This is a genomic window from Mesorhizobium sp. LSJC285A00 (assembly GCF_000503155.1).
Lineage (GTDB): Bacteria > Pseudomonadota > Alphaproteobacteria > Rhizobiales > Rhizobiaceae > Mesorhizobium.
The window spans coordinates 11,448-29,930 of record NZ_AYVK01000052.1; the positions used below are offsets into that span (position 1 = coordinate 11,448).

Below are 18,483 nucleotides of genomic sequence, written 5' to 3' on the forward strand. Positions count from 1 at the left end.
GCGAACGGAATTTTAATGTAAATCAAGCGTAATCCCGACCGTTAAAATGATGCGTATGTGTTGGGGTTGCGCATGCCGGAATATTCTTTCTTCATCCGCTCGATCCGGATTCGCTACATCTCGGGATTGCTCATCTTTGCGCTGGCTTCCACCGCGGTGATGTTTGCGCTCAATCGCGTCAATTCCTTCCGCCACGACATCGACGCGCTGAGCAGCAATCTCGTCGTCTTCACCCGCGACCTGCGCAACGCCTCCAGCTTTGCCGAAACCGCCAGCACGACCTGGCGCACCGAAACCCGTGACGGCCTTGCCGCCGCCGCGCGCGGCCATTCGCAACGCCTGACCAGCGAGATCGAAACACTGTCCGCGGAGTTGGCCGCGATCAAGCCGAGCCTATCGGCCAAAACGCTGGACGAACTCTCGTCGGCCGCCGTTAACGGCGACCTGTTCTGGTCGTCGCGCGACATCGTGCGCAACTTCAACCTGATGTCGGCGGCGCAACAGACCGACGAATGGAGCTCGCGCGAAATCCTCAACCAGAACGACCTGTTCGTCCAGCCGATGCTGATGCGTGTGCGGACCGCCATGGATGGCGAACGCCATCTGGCCGACGCCTCCAGCGACAGGCTGCTGTTGTGGGCAAGCGGCCTTCTGTTCGCGGTTCTTGCCATCGTTGCCCTCTGGATCTTCCGGCCGATGGAAAAGGCGATCCGCCGCGCCTTCACCGAATCCGCCGTATCCTTGTTCAAGGCCGAAGCGGCCGACCGCGCCAAATCGGAATTCCTGGCCAATATGAGCCATGAGATCCGCACGCCGATGAATGGCGTGCTGGGCATGGCCGAACTGCTCGCCAAGACCGAGCTTAACGCGCGGCAGAAGACCTTCACCGATGTTATCGTCAAATCGGGCAATGCGCTGCTCACCATCATCAACGACATCCTTGATTTCTCCAAGATCAATGCCGGTCAGCTGACGCTCGATCCTGCACCCTTCCGGCTTGCCGAAGCGGTCGAGGACGTGGCCACACTGGTGTCGGCGCGCGTCGCCGAAAAGAACCTCGAGCTGATCGTGCGCGTCGACCCGCGCCTGCCTGCCCATGTCGTCGGCGATGCCGGACGGTTCCGTCAGATCGTCACCAATCTGCTCGGCAATGCGGTGAAGTTCACCGAGAAGGGCCATGTGCTGATCGATGTCGGCGGCGAGGTGGTCGACGGCATGGTCCAGCTCAAGGTCCGCGTCGAGGACACAGGCATCGGCATTCCTGCCGAGAAGCTCGAGAACGTGTTCGAGAAATTCGCGCAGGTCGACGGCTCGTCGACGCGCCGCCATGAAGGCACCGGCCTCGGCCTTGCCATCGCCGCCCGCCTCATCGACCTGATGGGCGGCAAGATCGGCGTCGAAAGCGAGATCGGCCGCGGCTCGGTGTTCTGGTTCGCCGTGCCGCTGCCGGCGCATCAGCAGGACACGCGCAACGAGATCGTGCCGGTCGACGTCACCGGCGCCCGCGTGCTGGTCATCGACGACAACCCGGTCAACCGCGAGATCTTGCTGGAGCAGCTCAGAAGCTGGAGCTTCGACTGCGCGGCCGCCGAAAGCGGCGCCGTCGGCCTCGCCTTCCTAGACCGGGCCAGCCAACTCGCTGCTGCGGTCGACTGCATCATCCTCGACTACCAAATGCCCGGCATGAACGGCGCCGATGTCGCCAAGGCGATTTCCGCCGACAGCCGTCTCTCCGCCATCCCGGTGGTGCTGCTGACCTCGGTCGATCAGGTCGATTTCGGCAAGATGGTCATCGATTTCGGCATCGCCGCGCATCTGACCAAGCCGGCGCGCTCGGCCATCCTGCTCGGCACCGTCATCTCGGCCATCCAGAAAGCGCGGGCCCAGATCGGCAAGGCCCAGTTCGTTCGCGAGCCTGTCGTTCCGCAGGCGGCACCCGTGACGCCACCCGCCTTCACCGTCATTCGCGGCCCGGCAATTCCGGCGGCCACAGTGCCTGAATCGATCGCCACGCCAAACGGCCCGATCGATATTCTGATCGCCGAGGACAATGACGTGAACCAGCTGGTGTTCGGCCAGATCCTCAATGGGCTTGGCCTCAGCTACCGCATCGCCAGCAATGGCCGCACGGCCGTCGAGATGTACCGGGCGCTGCGGCCGAAGCTGATCCTCATGGACGTCTCCATGCCGGAGATGAACGGCTACGAGGCGACCCGCGCCATCCGGGCGGCGGAGGCAGCGAGTGGCAATCACACACCAATCATCGGCGTCACCGCGCACGCACTGAAGGGCGACCGCGACAAATGTATCGAGTCCGGAATGGATGACTATCTGCCCAAGCCGGTGTCGCCCGACCGCCTCGGCAGCAAGATCGGCACATGGCTCAGCGAAACGGTCGCGGTAAAGAGGGCTTGATCAAATCGCCGCGTCCAGACGATAGCGGCGCATCCAGTCCAGACTAATCTCGTCCGAGAGCTTGGCGACGCCCGGCTTTACGTCGGCGGCATTCGGCGCCGGAACGCCCAGGGCCTTGCAGATGGATGCCAATGCCGCTGCCGGATCGCCTGACAGGCGCTCATAGCCGATGCGCAGCGGGACGATCCCCTGCTCCGCGAACCAGACGTTCCAGCCCGCGTCATAGGCTTCGAGTTCGGCAAGCTCGCGCTGGATCCGCTTGAAATCGTAGCGGGGTTCCTGCGGCGGTGCGACTCGTTCGATCTCGGTTCCGTCGGGCGCGATGTGCCAAAGCCCGGTCTGCTCGGCCTTGATCAGCGACACCGCCTGCGCCAGCTTGTTTTCGCGCGAAAGATGGATGTAGAGGACCCGCCCGAAGGCCTTTTCAAAGCGTGCTTTGTCCGATGGCAGGTCTGGGTAGATCCGGTCGAGGATGGCCGAGAGTTCACCCAGGTTCTCCCGCATCAGGCGCAAGCCGAAGACGGCTGTTCCGCCCTTTCCCGCGCTGATTGCCGCCTTGAGGTAGGCGACATCGAAGTCATGCGCGCTCATCGTATCGGGATGCGGCAATTTCCACTCTTCTGCCCATTCCGCCTTGTCCTGCCGCCGGTAGAACGAGTGCGGATCGCCGGCTGTTTTCATCGATGCCAGCAGACCGCACAGCAATGTGCTTCCGGTTCTCGGCGTGCCGCAGATTATGTAGCCGTCACGCATCTGGGGGCTCTGTCGCTTGTCATGGATTGGGCTACCTCGCCAGGCGCGGTGACACGCGCGCTTCGCTAATGGATCCAGTCTAGCCGCGCCGGAAGGGATAGAGGAATTGCTGCCAGTATCCGTTCGGAACGGGATGTCCGTGAATGCCGTAGCCGTTCGGCCAGCGTCCTTCAGGCATATGGTGGGTACCGAACAGCCGGTCGAGCAGCGGGAAATGGATGGCGAAGTTTACGTCGATCGCTTCTTTCTCGAGGCCGTGATGCCAGTGGTGGTAACGCGGCGACACCAGCACCTTTTCGACTGGACCGAAACTGGTTCCGATGTTGGAATGGATGAAAGACGAATAGACGTAGACGATCAATATATACGTCTGGATAGCCGATTCATCGAACCCCAGCACGAACATCGGGGTGGCCGTCAGGCTGCGCAGCACGATGATTTCCAGGAAATGCATGCGCGCACCGGCAATCCAGTCCATCGACTTGGCGGAATGGTGCACGGCATGGAACTTCCACAGCCAGGGAATGCGATGGAAGGCCCGATGCACCCAATACTGGGCAAGGTCGGTCAGGAACATCACCGCCAGCAACTGCACCAGCCACGGCAAGTCGTGGACCCAGGCGCGCACCGAACCAAGGGCGCCCTGTGCATTGACGAAGTTGGACGGCGCCAAGGTCAGGTAGGTCAAAATCTGCACCAGCAGCGATGAGACCAGATAGTAGAACAGGTCCTCGCGCCATTCGTCGCGGAACACGGTCTGATCCTTGTTGCGCGCGAAAAGACGTTCGAGCGGTACGAACAGCACACCCATGAACAGAGCGTTCAGGATGAAGAAATCAAGCCCGAAGAACACCCCTTCGATGTGCAGTTGATGGCGCACCGGAAGCATGCCGACCAGCGACGCCAGCAGCACAGTGAACATCGCTGCCGCGCCGAGCGTCTTTTGCCTGCGCAGCGTCATGCTGAGGATCGCCAGGATATAGCCGGAGATGAGGACGAAATAGAGCACCGGCTTGAAGAACAGCATCTGGTGGATGGGGGCCAGATCCGGCATCGATGTAAGCGACGGGTAGCGCAGCACGATGACCATCAGCAGGGCGGTGACCCCGGCAAGCAAGCCAATCGAGCCGGACAGCCAGCCAGAACCGAACGGCCGTTTGGCGCGCGGCGTTTCAAGTTCGCCGACAACGCGTCTAAGGAAATTTGCCACTGCCATGATGCTCCCCCGTTAACGGCCCCCAAAAGGTCTCGCCAGAAATTTCGACCGGTCTTACTATAGCAGGGCTCATAAATATTTAATCGACACGACTTTGCAGGCCAGAGACGGCTATCGGCTTTTTGGGCAATTGGTAAAAACTGCAATCGTGTCAAAGACACCGGCCACTATAGTCGGAATCTTTCCTGGATGCGACGGGCGCATTCAAGCGGCGTCAGCCGGCTGGTGTCGACTTCGAGGTCGTAGTCCATGCCGTTGTGGACGCGTCCATATTGCCAGCGCGCCAGGCCAGGCAGCCTGTCGGCGCGCGGCCTCGCGCGCTTCCAGCACCTCCAGCGGCGCCATGACGCCGACCAGATGCAGATCGAAACCCGACAGCAGCATGCGGTACTCCGCTATCTCGTCATTGAAGACGTCGTCGACAATGAGATTGTTGCCTTGCCCGGCCATGGCGGCGATGGCATGGCGCATGCCGCGCATGGCTCGCGCGCCGACCGGCCCGCTCCTGATCACCACCGACGGCTTGCCGTCTTCCAGCACGGTCTCAAAGGAAAACCCGTCGGCATGATCCTGCAGCGCCGGCGGCAGCATGTCGATGAAAGCATCCATCTGGACATGCAGGAAGGGCTCGGTGGCGATCGTTTGCAGCGCCCTGGCGATCGAGCTTTTGCCGGCGCTGCCGACGCCATTAAGCAGGACGATTTTGGCCGTCATGTCGCCCCCTCGGCCTATCGGTTGCGCACGACGATACAGGCGCCCCCGACGCTTTGCAGTTTCTGGCAGATGACGTTGGCGGCGGCACGGTCGTCGACGCCGATCCTGACGGCGTAGATGCCGCGTCGGCCGATCGGCGTGCGCACCCGGCTGACCACCGGGTCACGACCGGAAAGCAGCGCCGGAAACCGGCTCCTGACCCGCAGCCACTGATTGATCGCAGCTCCCCTGCGGAAATTGCCGGCCACCTGGACGCCCCATGGCTTCACAGTGATCGAGGCCATCGCCACGGTTCTGGACATGATCACCGGCAGCTTGCGGCAGGCGACGGCAAAGCTGGTTTTCGCGTCGAGCGGCTCGACCGTCCCGGCGTAAGCGCTGTCGGAAAACTTGTCGGCCGGTTCGCCCATGATGTCGAAGACGTAGCTCTCGGTCTCCATCGGCAGGAAACCGCCGGAATCCAGCCAGCGCGAAACGCGGCTCTCGCCGGCATTGTAGGCAGCCGCCGCCAGGCCGAGATTGCCGAAGCCGGTCTTCATTTCGGCGAGATATTTCGCCGAAGCCGGGATCGCCTGGTCGATGTCGAAAGGATCGGCCAGCCCGCGCATCTTGGCGGTGCCCGGCATGAACTGGGCGATGCCTTCGGCACCGACCGGGCTCACCGCATTGGGGTCGAAGCGGCTTTCCTTCCAGATCAGCCGGGCGAAGTAATCCTTCGGCAGGCCGTTCCGCTCGGCATGCGTCTCGATCAGGTCACAGACACGGCCGATCAATCGTTTCGCCGCCGAGCGCGATTGCGGTGGATCGGCAAGTGCCTGTCCGGCACTCAGCCCGCAGAGCAGGATCACACCGGCTTTGAGCAGCCCCCGCATGGCTCATTCGGCCGCGGCTTTGCCGTGCTGGCCAAACCGCCGCTCGATATAGTCGGCAACCATTTTTTCGAAATCGGCGGCGATCGACGGACCGCGCAGCGTCGCCGACTTCTTGCCGTCGACGAAGACGGGTGCGGTCGGCGTCTCGCCGGTGCCGGGCAGCGATATGCCGATATCGGCGTGCTTGGATTCGCCGGGGCCGTTGACGATGCAGCCCATCACCGCGACCTTGAGGTTCTCGACGCCGGGATATTTCTCCCGCCAGACCGGCATGTTCTTGCGCAAATCGGCCTGGATGTTCTGGGCGAGCTCCTGGAACACGGTGGATGTCGTGCGGCCGCAGCCGGGGCAAGCGGCGACGATCGGCACGAACTGACGGAAGCCCATGGTCTGCAGCAGTTCCTGCGAGACCTGCACCTCGCGTGTGCGATCGCCATTCGGCTCCGGCGTCAGCGAGATGCGGATGGTGTCGCCAATGCCTTGCTGCAAGAGGATGCCCATGGCAGCCGACGAGGCGACGATGCCCTTGGATCCCATGCCGGCTTCGGTGAGGCCAAGATGCAGCGCATGGTTGGAACGCGTGGCAAGCTCGGCATAGACGGCGATCAAATCCTGCACGCCGCTGACCTTGGCCGACAGGATGATCTTTTCGCGGGCGAGGCCTATCTCTTCGGCCATTTCGGCCGACAGGATGGCCGACTGCACGATCGCCTCGCGGGTTACTTCCTGCGCCGTCAGCGGGAAGCCTTGGCTCTGGTTCTCGTCCATCAGCCGGGTGAGCAGCTCCTGATCGAGCGACCCCCAATTGACGCCGATGCGCACCGGCTTGTCATGCCTGATCGCCATTTCGACGATCGCGGCGAACTGGCGGTCCTTCTTGTCCTTGAAGCCGACATTGCCAGGATTGATGCGGTATTTGGCCAGTGCCTCGGCACAGGCCGGATGATCGGCCAGCAGCTTGTGGCCGATATAGTGGAAGTCGCCGACCAGCGGCACATTGATGCCGAGCCGCTCGAGCCGTTCGCGGATGCGCGGCACGGCGGCGGCGCTCTCGTCACGATCGACGGTGATGCGCACGATCTCGGAGCCAGCGCGATGCAAAGCCGCAACCTGCGCGACGGTCTGGTCGATATCGGCCGTGTCGGTGTTGGTCATCGACTGCACGACGACCGGCGCGCCGCCGCCGACGACCACGCCGCCGACATCGACGCCGACCGATGTCCGGCGCGCAAAGGGGGAGGAAAAATACCCGGTCATGCCGGCAGCCTCTTGATCACCCGAGCGACATACGTCCACGTCGACGCACGCTCGATCAGCTATCAGCGCAGAGCGCTGAGGTTCGGGCATGAGGTGGAGGAGCAAAGATGGCTTGTCAATGGCGACAGACAAGCAGAGCCGCCAAATCGCAATAGCGCGGCGACCCCACAGACGGGTTTCGCCGGCCAACAGTATCGGAATCACTAGCAAAAACAGGCCTCCGGCGGCATGTCGCCACCGGAGCGATAGTCACGCGCCAAGGCGGCGCGTCTAATCCTGGAAGGGCGTCAGTGTCTCGTCGGTTTCGCCTTCAGTTTTTCAATCTCGTCCTTGAGTGCCAGCTTGCGTCGCTTCAGATTCACGATTTCGAGGTCGTCGACCGATGGATGGTTCATCGCATCGTCGATCTCGCGTTCGATATCACCGTGTTTCCGCTGCAACTCATCAAGATGGGATGCAAGAGACATGATTGGTTCTCCCTTTCATGGTTTCCTCGATTGCAGCCGTCAAAGGCACGTCCACCGCAGGTCGCATCTGTGACGGCACCATGACAGTCTGCCACCATCCGGCTGCGATGTCGAATGCTGCGTGGTAGCATTCCACGACAATGTGATATGTGATATTGGCTGCGCGCCGGCGGCAATTGATGCCGCCCCCGCCCAATCATGCCCATTGCCGGGCGCCGCAGACATGCAGACGGTAGAGAATGTCCGACCAGGAAAAGGCCGATGTCCGCCTCGAATTTTCCCGCCTGAAGCAGGAGCATGCCGATTTCGACGCGGCCATCAATGCGATGATCGCCATGGGCTGCGACCCCTTGCAGATCCAGCGCATGAAGAAGAAGAAGCTTTTCCTCAAGGACCGGCTGATGGCGCTGGAAGACAAGATCATTCCGGACATCATCGCTTAGCCGACGGCCTCGGGGCCTAACTGCTCACCCCGCTATCGACAGCCGCGCCGCGCGATGGCGCAGCAACGTCAGCAATTCGTCGGTCTTCTCCGCTGAAGTGTCGATCGGCACCACCAGGCACATCGTCGCCTCGACCTTGCCGGCGGCCGCGAAGACAGGGGCGGCCAGGCATTTGGTGTAGGCGTCGACCAGCCCCGAAGTGATGCAATAGCCGGTCGTTCTGGCCGTCGCGATATCGGCAATGAAGTCGTCGAACTGCAGCCTGCGGCCGTCGGGCAGCAAAAGGTCGTCTTCCGAGACCATGTCCTGGATGGCGGCCCTTTCCAATCCGGCCAGAAGCAGCCGCCCCGATGCCGTCCATGGCAGCGGGATCTGCAGGCCAGTGGCCGAGCTGATGCGGAACGGCCTGGTGCCGGGGCTGGAATGGACGATGGTATAGCGCCCGCTTTGCAGCATGCACAATTCGGAGGTCTCGCCGGTCTCGCGCGACAGATTGTCGACCTCCTGCCGGCCCCGCCTAAGCAGGTCGTTGCCCCTGACATAGTCCATCCCATAGAGGTAGAGCTTCTTGCCGAAATAGACCCGGTTGCCGTCGCCCTCCATCTCCAGGAGACCCGCATCGACCAGCGAACGCACCAGCGTATAGGTGGTGGAGCGCGGCGCATTCACCCCCTTGGCGAGATCGCCAATGCCGATGGCGCGCTGCGTGACATGCAGGAATTCCAGGATCTCCAGCACCCGGTTGAGGCCCTTCTCGCGCGAGCCGGAGGTCTTGTCGGGCGTCGGGCTCTCGGCTGGACCAAGCTCCGCCCGATCCGTGAGTCCATTGCTGTCTTGCATAACTGATTCCTGATGTTAGTATCTGTCTTGTATAGGATACATGTGTCTATTGTAAGAGACAATTCAGGTCGGCGACACGTGTGTCTGTAAGGGGAACTCAAACAACAGGAGGTCGCAGTGAACGACGCATCCAAGCGAGATTTTCTGAAACTGGGCATGGCCGGGCTTGCAACGGCGGGCGTGATGACCGCTGTCAGCGCCGAAAAGGCGGCGGCACAAGCCGCATCCGACAGCGTTCTGCGCACCGCGCTTGACCGCGGCAAGCTGATCGTCGGCACCGGCAGCACCAACGCGCCATGGCATTTCGAAAACGATGCCGGCGAGCTGGTCGGCATGGACATCACCATGGGCCGCATCCTGGCCAAGGGTCTGTTCGACGATCCGAGCAAGGTCGAGTTCGTCATGCAAGATCCGGCGCAGCGCATCCCCAATGTCACCACCAACAAGGTCGACATTACCATCCAGTTCATGACCATGACCGCGCAGCGCTCGCAGCTGATCCACTTCTCCAGGCCATACTATGTCGAGGGCGTCGCCCTGCTGACGCTGCCGACGGCGGAAAACAAGACCTTCGACAAGCTGCTCGCCGGCGGTTCGGCGACGCGCATCTCGATCCTGCAGAATGTCGACGCCGAAAGCTCGGTCCATTACGCCCTGCCGGAGGCGCAGGTGCTGCAGATCGACACCCAGGCCAATGTGCTGCAGGCACTGGAATCGAAACGCGCCGATGCCGCCGCTGTCGATCTTTCAACCGTGCGCTGGCTGGCCTCGCGCAACCCCGACAAATATTTCGATGCCGGCAAGAGCTGGTACTCGATGCTCTACGGCGCGGCGGTCAGGCAGGGCGACCTGGACTGGCTGACCTTCGTCAACCAGACCTTCACCATCGCCATGTTCGGCCATGAGACCGCACTCTACGACGCCGCCTTCAAGGACTATTTCGGCCAAGAGCCGCCGGCCCGCCATCCGGGTTTCCCGGTTGTCTGACAAGCGCTGGCGGAAGGGTTAGCCCTTCCGCCTTCTAGTTCGCATCCCCTTGGTTATTGCGGGAGACGCATGGGCTATACGCTCAACTTCAACCTGATCTGGCGGCATTTCGACAAGCTGTGGGGCGGCCTTCTGCTCAGCCTCGAGCTTGCCGTGATTTCGATTGCCATCGGCGTCGTCATCGGCCTGATGCTGGCGGTCTGGTATGTCTCGGCCGGACGCGTGGTGCGCGCCATCATTGCGGCTTACGTCGAATTCATCCGCAACGTGCCGCTGATCCTGCTCGTCTATCTCGTCTTCTACGGCCTGCCGACGGTGATCGACGTCGCCTACGACGCGCCGACCTCGTTCGTGCTGACGCTGTCGGTCTATAGCGGCGCCTATCTGGTCGAGGTGTTCCGCTCCGGCCTGGAAGCCGTGCCGCGCGGCCAGCTCGATGCCGGCAAAGCCATCGGCCTGACGCCCTGGCAGCGGCTGGTTCATGTGCGCCTGCCGACCATGCTGCGCATCACGCTGCCGGCGCTGTCCAACACCTTCATCTCGCTGTTCAAGGACACGTCGATCGCCTCGGTGATCTCGGTGCCCGAGCTCACCTTCGGCGCCCAGTGGATCAACTTCAACACCTTCCGCATCGTCGAGGTCTATCTGGTGACGACGGCGATGTATCTGGTGACCGGTTACACCCTGCTGTTCGGACTGCGGCTGGTCGAACGCCGGTTCAGGGCTGCGCGCTGACATGCTGAGCCAGATCCTCTACGCCGTACCGTTCCTCGCCCAGGGCTTCGCCATCACTTTGTGGGTGTCGCTGCTGGTCGTGGTGCTGTCGCTGATTGCCGGCGTCGCGCTCGGCGTCAGCCTGGTCTACGGCCCGGCGCCGCTGCGCTGGGCCGTGCGCATCTTCTCCGACACCATCCGCGGCATCCCGATCCTGGTGCTGATGTTCTTCGTCTATTACGGCCTGCCGGCCATCGGCCTGCATCTGCAATCCTTCTCGGCGGCGGTGCTGGCGCTGACCTTGTTCAAGACGGCGCAGGTCATTGAGTATCTCCGGGGCGCCGTCGGCTCTATTCCCAAGGGCCAGTCAGAAGCGGCGATGGCCATTGGGCTGACTTTTCGCCAGCGGCTCACCTACGTCATCTTTCCGCAGGCCTTCCGGCGCTTCCTGCCGCCCTGGATCAACGGCGTCACCGATGCGGTCAAGGGCAGCGCCCTGGTCTCGCTGCTCGGCATCACCGACCTGATGCAGGCGATCAACCAGGTCATCGGCCGCACCTATGAGGCGATGCCGCTCTACATCCTCGGCGCCTTGATCTATTTCGCCGTCAACTATGCGCTTTCCTACGCCAGCCGGCGGCTGGAACGGCGCTTTGCCTTCATCCGGGACTAGCACGATGGCCACAAGCTCGAACGACAATGCTGCCCTTCTCGACATTGCCGGGGTCTCGAAAGCCTTTGGTTCGGTCGAGGTGCTTCGCTCGGTCAGCCTCAAGGTGGACAGGGGCGAGGTGGTCACCGTCATCGGCCCTTCCGGCAGTGGCAAGACCACCCTGCTGCGCTGCGTCAACTTTCTCGAAAGCTACGACTCAGGCTCGATCCGCATCGACGGCAAGGAGGTCGGTTTTCGTGAGGCCGGCGCGCGCCAGCGGCGCAGCGAGCGCGACCTTGCCAATATGCGCGCCGAAACCGGCATGGTGTTCCAGAGCTTCAACCTGTTTCCGCACCTCACCGCCGCCGGCAACATCATGCTCGGCCTCACCAAGGTGCGCGGCAAGAGCAAGGCCGAGGCGCGCCAGATCGCCGAGCATTGGCTGAGCCGCGTCGGCCTCGCCCACAAGGCCGACAGCCTGCCGGCGGAACTCTCCGGGGGCCAGCAGCAGCGCGTCGGCATAGCGCGGGCAGTCGCCATGGAGCCGAAGATCCTGCTGCTCGACGAGATCACCTCCGCGCTCGATCCCGAATTGGTCGGCGAGGTGCTGGCCGTTGTGCGCAGTCTGGCCGAAGACGGCATGACAATGGTGATGGTCACGCACGAGATGGCCTTTGCCCGCGACGCTTCGAGCCGCATTGTCTTCATGGCCGATGGCGGTGTCAGCGCTGTTGGCCCGCCGAAGGAGATCCTTGCCGAAGAGACCACCAATGAGCGCCTGCGCTCTTTCCTGGCGCGGTTCCGCGCCTCGCATTTCTGACATGGGCGGCCCAAAGCAATTCCAGGAAAAGTGTAAGCGGTTTTCCCGGGAAAAGCGCGAAGCGCTTTCCCTTGGGAATTGCGTAAAACAACAGGCCGGCCCAAGGAGAATTCTTCCATGACGCCTTACATCCGGCTCGCCGAGCTCGGCCTGACGCTGCCCGAGCCGCCGACGCCGATCGCCAATTTCGTCACCCATGCGGAAAGCGGCCGGCTGATCTTTCTTTCGGGTCAAGGGCCGCTGCGCGCCGACGGCACGCTGTGCACCGGCAAGGTCGGCGAGGACGTCACCGTCGAGCAGGCCTATGAGCATGCCCGCCTCACCGGCCTCAACCTGCTCGCCGTCATGCACGCCGCCGCCGGCGATCTCGGCCGCATCGTGCGCGTCGTCAAATTGCTCGGCTTCGTCAATGCGACGCCGACCTTCAGCGACCACCCGAAAGTGGTCAATGGCTGCTCGGACCTGTTCGCCAGCGTCTTCGACAAGATCGGCGGCCATGCCCGCTCGGCGATCGGGGTCGGCTCGCTGCCTGGAAACATCACCGTCGAAATCGAAGCGGTCGTCGAGATCGCCGCCTGACCGTCAAGGGATTGCTGAACATGAAAACCTATTCCGACACCGGCTCCAACACCACGATCCGTGAACGGCTGGGACTGCGGCCGATCATCAACGTCTCCGGCACGATGACGACGCTCGGCGCCTCGATCATCGTTCCCGAGGCGATCAGCGCCATGGCCGAGATCGCCTCGCAATGGGTGGAGATGGACGATCTGCAGCGCGCCGCAAGCGTGATCACCGCCCGCCTCACCGGCGGCGAGGCCGGCTTCATCACCGCCTGCTGCGCCTCAGGCATCACAATGGCGATCGCCGGGGCGATGACCGGCACCAATTTGCTGGCGATCGAACGGCTGCCCGACGATACCGAAGGGCTGAAGTCCGAAGTCGTCATCCAGCTCGGCCATATCGTCAATTACGGCGCACCGATCGACCAGTCGATCCGCGTCGCCGGCGCCAAGGTCATTCCGGCCGGCACGGTCAGCGTCACGCAGGATTATCATGTGCGCGAGGCTATCAACGAGCGCACGGCGGCGGCGCTCTACGTCGTGGCGCACCACACCGTGCAATACGGCATGCTTTCCCTCGAGGAATTCTGCGATATCTGCCACGCCAGGGGCGTGCCGGTGATCGTCGATGCGGCTTCCGAATATGACCTGCGCAGCTTCCTGGCGCGCGGCGCCGACATCGTCGTCTACAGCGGCCACAAATTCCTTTCGGGGCCGACCAGCGGCATCGTCGCCGGCCGCAAGGATCTCGTCCGCGCCGCCTATCTGCAAAACCGTGGCGTCGCCCGCGCCATGAAGGTCGGCAAGGAAAGCATCGCCGGCACGATGGCGGCGCTCGAAGCCTGGGAAAAGCGCGACCATGCCGGCATCCGCCGACGCGAGGAAGCGGCGCTCCATCTGTGGAGGGATTCGCTGCAGGGAATACCCGGCATCGTCGCAAACATCATTCCCGACCCGACCGCCAATCCGCTCGACCGGCTGCAGATCTTCGTCTCCCCCGAAAGCCGCTTCAGTGCCGCCGGCCTCGCCTCGGCATTGGCGGCCGGATCGCCGCCCATCATCGTGCGCAACCACGAAGTCGAGCGTGGCCATTTCTTCCTCGACCCGTGCAACCTGCACCCAGGCGAGGCCGAGATCGTCGCCGAACGCCTCCGCGCCGTGCTCACCGCGGCCGACAGGCCGGCGGATGCGATGAGACAGCCGCGAAAGGATTCATCCGGCGCCCTGCGCTGGCCGGACTAGGCTGCGGCGGCCGCCATCCTTGCGGGCCAGCCCGAATTCCGCTAAGGCGCGCCTTTACCGCCGGGAGCATGCGCTTGACCGACCACCGCGCCGACGTCGCCATCATCATGGGCAGCCAGTCCGACTGGGCGACGATGCGCCACGCCGCCGAAACGCTGGAGGCGCTGGGCATTCCGCACAAGCGGCTGATCGTCTCCGCCCACCGCACCCCGGACCGCCTCTATGATTTCGCCAAAGGCGCCAAGGCGGCCGGCTACAAGGTGATCATCGCCGGCGCCGGCGGCGCCGCCCACCTGCCCGGCATGACGGCGGCGATGACGCCGCTGCCGGTGTTCGGCGTGCCGGTCGAATCGAAGGCGCTGTCCGGCCAGGATTCGCTGCTCTCCATCGTCCAGATGCCGGCCGGCATTCCGGTCGGCACGCTTGCCATCGGCAAGGCGGGTGCGGCCAACGCCGCCCTTCTGGCGGCCGCCGTGCTGGCGCTGCACGACGAAAAACTTGCCGCCCGCCTGGATGCCTNCGCCGTGCTGGCGCTGCACGACGAAAAACTTGCCGCCCGCCTGGATGCCTGGCGCACCGCCCAAACCGCCAGGGTCGCCACCGAACCGACGGACGCGCCGTGAGCCTGCCCGCGGGATCGAGCATCGGCATCATCGGCGGCGGCCAGCTCGGCCGCATGCTGGCTGTTGCCGCAGCGCGCCTCGGCTACCGCACAATTATCCTCGAACCGCAGGCCGATTGCCCGGCGGCTCAGGTCGCCAACCGCCAGATCACCGCCGCCTATGACGATGCGGACGCCCTTGCCGAACTGGCGGCAGTCAGCGCCGTCGTCACCTACGAATTCGAGAATGTGCCGGTAGCGGCTGCCGGCGCGCTCGCCGCCAAGGTCCCGGTCTATCCGCCGCCCAGGGCGCTGGAAGTCGCCCAGGACCGGGTGGCGGAGAAGCTATTCCTGAACGGCATCGGCATCAGGACAGCGGATTTCCGCTCCGTCGACAATGACGACGAGCTGACGGCGGCGCTGAGAGAGTTCGGTGGCAGCGGCATCTTGAAAACCCGCCGCATGGGCTATGACGGCAAGGGCCAGCGCGTCTTCCGCAACATGGAGACGGGCGGCTTTGCCGGCACATGCGAGACCATGGGCAATGTGCCGCTGATCCTCGAATCCTTCGTCGCTTTCGAGCGCGAAATCTCGGTCATCGCCGCGCGCGGGTTGGACGGCGCGGTCGCCGCCTACGATCCGGCTGAGAACGTCCACCGCGACGGCATCCTGCATACCTCGACCCTGCCGGCCCAGATCAGGCTGGAGACGGCGGCGACGGCACAGGGGTCGGCAGCGAAAATCCTGGCGGCCCTCGACTATGTCGGCGTCATCGGCGTCGAGTTCTTCGTTCTTGCCGATGGCACGCTGCTGGCCAACGAAATGGCGCCGCGCGTGCACAATTCCGGCCACTGGACGGAAGCCGCCTGCATCCTTTCGCAATTCGAGCAGCATATCCGCGCAATTGCCGGCCTGCCGCTGGGCAACCCTGGCCGGCATTCAAACTGCATCATGGAAAACCTGATCGGCGACGATGTGCTGCGCGTACCCGCTTTGCTCGCCGAGCCCGATCTGATGCTGCATCTCTACGGCAAGGCGGAAGCGCGCCCAGGCCGCAAGATGGGCCATTTCACGCGCATCAGCCGCCGTAGCTAAGCCATTCCGGCACTTTGCGCGAGGGCGTGGCTCGAGCCCTATTGCAGCTCGTCGTTCAGATCCCCGTCTTCGTCGGGGCTGGCGCAACTCGCATCGCCTTCCCTACAATTGGCGCCCGCGGTGAGCTGTTTGATGCGCTGGTCCGTCAGTTCGGTCAGGCATTGTGAAACCTCCATCGGATGGATGGAGCCGCCCTCGCTGTCTGTCGTCGCATAGGCGCATTCGGCGTCGCGGAAGGCGATCCAGGCGCGTTGCGCGACCTGCAGCAGCTTCCTGCCCTTGTCGTCGTTGCGACCGACGAGATCCTTGTAGGCCTGGTTGAGCTTGGCATCGGCCGCCTGATAGTCCTCGCCGGCGCAGATGTTCATCATCTGCTGGCTGTCGTCGTTGCGGTCGCATTCCTGCGCCTGCGCGGTGGATGCCGCTGCCACAACGGCAAGGCAGGCGGACACAAACAACAGGCGCATGGAGGTCTCCAAATCGGCTTGCGGGTGCCGCACCATTCCAGCCCGTCTTCGGCTGCGCAATGGCGTGGAGCCGAGATGGCGGATATTTGATGGCCAAAGCCATTCTCGGCCTCTATCCAGCACGCTTGCGGTTGACACGGGCAAGGCTCCTCGTTTATGAGCCACCGCAAGTTCAAGGCGCGCTTTTCAGGCGCGCCTTAATAATTCGGCCCGGATAGGGCCCAGACTGACGGGCAAGACCATGAAGATCAAGAATTCGCTCAAGGCGCTGAAGGCGCGTCACCGCGACAACCAGCTGGTTCGCCGCAAGGGCCGCGTCTACATCATCAACAAGACCGCTCCACGCTACAAGGCGCGCCAGGGCTGAGTGTTCGGCCGGAGGCTCGTTGTCTCCGTCCATACGATGGTAATTGCCTGGTTCCAGGCACTTTCACGCTAATTTCAGTTTGACGATCCGCCGTCCGGGGTTAGATTCCGGTGATGCGGATTCTTTTTGCATTTTTGGCGACCCTGTTTCTTTTCGGCGTCGCTCCGGCGTCGGCGGACGATCCGCCGGCAAAGCCGCCGGTTGCCCTGACCAGGGAAGCCAGGCTCGACCAACTGTTTGCCGAGCTGAAGCGCGAGCGCAACGAAAAGGCGGCCGAGCGCATCGCCGGGCGCATCTGGGGCGAATGGTTCCAGTCCGGCAGCGCCTCGATCGACCTGATGATGCAATGGTCGCAAAAGGCGATGGACGACCAGAAGTTCGACGTCGCCCTCGACTTCCTCGACCAGGTCGTCATCCTGCAGCCAAAATATGCCGAAGGCTGGAACCGGCGCGCCACCGTGCACTACATGATGAAGAATTTCGGGAAATCGATGTCCGACATCGACCAGACGCTGCAGCTGGAACCGCGCCATTTCGGCGCGCTTTCCGGCCTGGCCCAGATCATGGCCGCCACCGGCCACAAGCAATCGGCGCTCGAAGCCTGGCAGAAGGTGCTTACCATCTATCCGATGATGCGCAGCGCCCAGGACCAGGTCGCGGCAATTTCGGAAGAGCTTGCCGGCGAAGGAATTTGATTAGGCAGTAGGAATTAGGGATTAGCGAGTAGTCAGTAGAGAAGATTGGTCGAGACGCCACCTCCCTACTCCCTACTCCCTACTCCCTACTCCCTACTCCCTACTCCCTACTCCCTACTCCCTACTCCCTACTCCCTACTCCCTACTCCCTACTTCCTACTCCCTACTCACTACTCCCTACTCACTACTCCCTGCCCTAGAACTTATCCCTCTCCACCGCCGTATCTCCGCGCATGAACCTCATCTACGCCGCCTGTGCCTTCCTCCTCGCGCTCGTCTTTGCCCTGGCCGGTGTCACCCGCGCCGGCGCGTGGCTGATCGAGTGGCGCAACCCGCCGGCCGGCGAATTTGCCGACATCGACGGCACCCGCATCCACTATGTCCACGTGCCGGCTCCGCAAAATGCAGAGCTGCCGGCCATCGTCTTCATCCACGGCGCCAGCGCCAACCTCAGGGATCAGATGCTGCCGATCAGGCCTTTGCTCGAAGGCCGCGCGGAGATGGTCTTCCTCGACCGGCCGGGCTTTGGCTGGTCGGCACGCGGCCCCGGCAATGAGAGCCCGTCGGCGCAGGCCGACACCATCGCCAGGCTGATGGACCGTCTCGGCATCCACAATGCGATCATGGTCGGCCATTCCTTTGGCGGCGTGATCACCGCCGCCTTTGGCCGCGAACACCCGGAGAAGACGCTCGGGCTGGTCTTTCTGTCGCCGGTCAGCCACCCCTGGCCGGGCGGCGCGACCGCCTGGTACTACAAGCTGACCGCCACCCCCATCATCGGCTGGCTGTTCTCGGAGACATTGACCTATCCGGCAGGCACGCTGCAGATGGACAGCGCCACGGCCTGCGTGTTTTCTCCCAACAAGGTGCCGGAAGGCTATGTCGGCAATGCCTCGATTCCGCTGGTGCTGCGTCCCGGCGCTTTCCGCGCCAACGCCATCGATGTCGCCGGCCTCTACGACTATACGCTGAAGGCCGCGCCGCATTACCGCGACATCACAGCGCCGACGATTGTCATCTCGGGCGACCGCGACAAGGTGGTCTATGCCTCGATCCATTCGGTCGGCCTGGTCAGGGACATCCCCGGCGCCGAACTGATCTGGGTCCACAATCTCGGCCACAAGCCGGATTGGATCGCCTCCGACCTCGTCGTCGGCGCGATCAAGAAAGTCGCCGGCAAGGTCGTCGACCTGCAGGCAATGGCAAAAACCGTGGAAGCACGCATCGCCGGCGACGCCTACAATGAGGGGCGATGCCCCGACATCACCGTGCCCGACGCGGAACTGGCCCCGACCTGATCGCA

The 18,483-nt window shown here is 63.2% G+C and carries 21 protein-coding genes and 1 pseudogene; 13 read left to right on the top strand and 9 right to left on the bottom strand.

Going from position 1 to position 18,483, the window contains the following annotated elements; translation table 11 throughout:
• Positions 1 to 72 precede the first annotated feature (72 nt).
• A complete protein-coding gene (locus tag X726_RS140750) occupies positions 73 to 2,415 on the top strand; it encodes a response regulator (protein WP_023673096.1) in 2,343 nt (780 codons plus the stop codon).
• On the opposite strand, the gene X726_RS140745 is transcribed toward X726_RS140750, so the two are convergent.
• From X726_RS140745 to X726_RS140725, 7 genes and pseudogenes are all read right to left on the bottom strand, one after another.
• Positions 2,416 to 3,168: a Stf0 family sulfotransferase gene (locus tag X726_RS140745; RefSeq protein ID WP_031215496.1), complete on the bottom strand. Its 753-nt coding sequence runs from the start codon at positions 3,166 to 3,168 to the stop codon at positions 2,416 to 2,418. It lies immediately after the preceding gene.
• A 79-nt stretch (positions 3,169 to 3,247) separates the two neighbouring features.
• Entirely contained in the window at positions 3,248 to 4,384 is a 1,137-nt protein-coding gene (locus tag X726_RS140740; protein WP_023673098.1) for a sterol desaturase family protein, read from the bottom strand.
• 167 nt (positions 4,385 to 4,551) lie between these two features.
• Positions 4,552 to 4,749 carry a hypothetical protein gene (locus X726_RS1000000172500; RefSeq protein WP_348529832.1) on the bottom strand — a complete coding sequence of 66 codons (198 nt, stop codon included), beginning with the start codon at positions 4,747 to 4,749 and terminating at the stop codon, positions 4,552 to 4,554.
• Positions 4,745 to 5,098 (bottom strand): annotated as a pseudogene (locus X726_RS03635) (chloramphenicol phosphotransferase); the annotation flags it as partial. The gene X726_RS1000000172500 and the pseudogene X726_RS03635, both read right to left, overlap by 5 nt.
• Before the next feature lie 14 nt (positions 5,099 to 5,112).
• Positions 5,113 to 5,970: a lytic transglycosylase domain-containing protein gene (locus tag X726_RS140735; protein WP_023673100.1), complete on the bottom strand. Its 858-nt coding sequence runs from the start codon at positions 5,968 to 5,970 to the stop codon at positions 5,113 to 5,115.
• Positions 5,971 to 5,973: 3 nt separating this feature from the next.
• Complete coding sequence (ispG, locus tag X726_RS140730; RefSeq protein WP_023673101.1) at positions 5,974 to 7,227, bottom strand: flavodoxin-dependent (E)-4-hydroxy-3-methylbut-2-enyl-diphosphate synthase; 1,254 nt, start codon at positions 7,225 to 7,227, stop codon at positions 5,974 to 5,976.
• Positions 7,228 to 7,514: 287 nt separating this feature from the next.
• Positions 7,515 to 7,694 carry a YdcH family protein gene (locus X726_RS140725; protein ID WP_023684024.1) on the bottom strand — a complete coding sequence of 60 codons (180 nt, stop codon included), beginning with the start codon at positions 7,692 to 7,694 and terminating at the stop codon, positions 7,515 to 7,517.
• Between the two features lie 239 nt (positions 7,695 to 7,933).
• Here X726_RS140725 and X726_RS140720 point away from each other — a divergent pair, with 239 nt between their 5' ends.
• Positions 7,934 to 8,137, top strand: coding sequence for a YdcH family protein (locus tag X726_RS140720; RefSeq protein WP_023673103.1), 204 nt, complete (start codon positions 7,934 to 7,936; stop codon positions 8,135 to 8,137).
• 24 nt (positions 8,138 to 8,161) lie between these two features.
• Here the strand turns inward: X726_RS140720 and X726_RS140715 are convergent, their stop codons facing one another.
• On the bottom strand, positions 8,162 to 8,977 hold the full coding sequence (locus tag X726_RS140715; protein WP_023673104.1) for an IclR family transcriptional regulator: 816 nt from the start codon (positions 8,975 to 8,977) through the stop codon (positions 8,162 to 8,164).
• 156 nt (positions 8,978 to 9,133) lie between these two features.
• Between X726_RS140715 and X726_RS140710 the strand changes: the two genes are divergently transcribed.
• From X726_RS140710 to X726_RS140675, 8 genes are all read left to right on the top strand, one after another.
• A complete protein-coding gene (locus X726_RS140710) occupies positions 9,134 to 9,964 on the top strand; it encodes a transporter substrate-binding domain-containing protein (protein ID WP_023673105.1) in 831 nt (276 codons plus the stop codon).
• A gap of 69 nt (positions 9,965 to 10,033) precedes the next feature.
• A complete protein-coding gene (locus X726_RS140705) occupies positions 10,034 to 10,699 on the top strand; it encodes an amino acid ABC transporter permease (RefSeq protein ID WP_023673106.1) in 666 nt (221 codons plus the stop codon).
• A 1-nt stretch (position 10,700) separates the two neighbouring features.
• Positions 10,701 to 11,351, top strand: a complete 651-nt coding sequence (locus X726_RS140700) for an amino acid ABC transporter permease (RefSeq protein ID WP_023673107.1) — start codon at positions 10,701 to 10,703, stop codon at positions 11,349 to 11,351.
• Between the two features lie 4 nt (positions 11,352 to 11,355).
• Positions 11,356 to 12,150 (top strand): amino acid ABC transporter ATP-binding protein, encoded by a 795-nt coding sequence (locus X726_RS140695; RefSeq protein ID WP_023673108.1) that lies wholly within the window; start codon positions 11,356 to 11,358, stop codon positions 12,148 to 12,150.
• 117 nt (positions 12,151 to 12,267) lie between these two features.
• Positions 12,268 to 12,729 carry a RidA family protein gene (locus X726_RS140690; RefSeq protein ID WP_023673109.1) on the top strand — a complete coding sequence of 154 codons (462 nt, stop codon included), beginning with the start codon at positions 12,268 to 12,270 and terminating at the stop codon, positions 12,727 to 12,729.
• A gap of 20 nt (positions 12,730 to 12,749) precedes the next feature.
• Entirely contained in the window at positions 12,750 to 13,955 is a 1,206-nt protein-coding gene (locus X726_RS140685) for an aminotransferase class V-fold PLP-dependent enzyme (protein WP_023673110.1), read from the top strand.
• A gap of 74 nt (positions 13,956 to 14,029) precedes the next feature.
• Positions 14,030 to 14,578 (top strand): 5-(carboxyamino)imidazole ribonucleotide mutase, encoded by a 549-nt coding sequence (purE, locus tag X726_RS140680; RefSeq protein WP_031215497.1) that lies wholly within the window; start codon positions 14,030 to 14,032, stop codon positions 14,576 to 14,578.
• Positions 14,575 to 15,651, top strand: a complete 1,077-nt coding sequence (locus X726_RS140675; protein ID WP_023673112.1) for a 5-(carboxyamino)imidazole ribonucleotide synthase — start codon at positions 14,575 to 14,577, stop codon at positions 15,649 to 15,651. The genes purE and X726_RS140675 overlap by 4 nt, the downstream gene beginning before the upstream one ends.
• 38 nt (positions 15,652 to 15,689) lie before the next feature.
• Here X726_RS140675 and X726_RS140670 read toward each other — a convergent pair whose 3' ends face one another.
• Positions 15,690 to 16,118, bottom strand: a complete 429-nt coding sequence (locus X726_RS140670) for a lysozyme inhibitor LprI family protein (RefSeq protein WP_031215498.1) — start codon at positions 16,116 to 16,118, stop codon at positions 15,690 to 15,692.
• A gap of 241 nt (positions 16,119 to 16,359) precedes the next feature.
• Between X726_RS140670 and ykgO the strand changes: the two genes are divergently transcribed.
• The 3 genes from ykgO to X726_RS140655 all read left to right on the top strand — a co-directional run bounded on the left by ykgO (position 16,360) and on the right by X726_RS140655 (position 18,478).
• Positions 16,360 to 16,485, top strand: coding sequence for a type B 50S ribosomal protein L36 (gene ykgO, locus X726_RS140665; RefSeq protein WP_006327841.1), 126 nt, complete (start codon positions 16,360 to 16,362; stop codon positions 16,483 to 16,485).
• A gap of 113 nt (positions 16,486 to 16,598) precedes the next feature.
• Positions 16,599 to 17,180, top strand: a complete 582-nt coding sequence (locus X726_RS140660; RefSeq protein ID WP_023684032.1) for a hypothetical protein — start codon at positions 16,599 to 16,601, stop codon at positions 17,178 to 17,180.
• Between the two features lie 233 nt (positions 17,181 to 17,413).
• Positions 17,414 to 18,478 (top strand): alpha/beta hydrolase, encoded by a 1,065-nt coding sequence (locus tag X726_RS140655; RefSeq protein WP_023673115.1) that lies wholly within the window; start codon positions 17,414 to 17,416, stop codon positions 18,476 to 18,478.
• Positions 18,479 to 18,483: the final 5 nt, after the last annotated feature.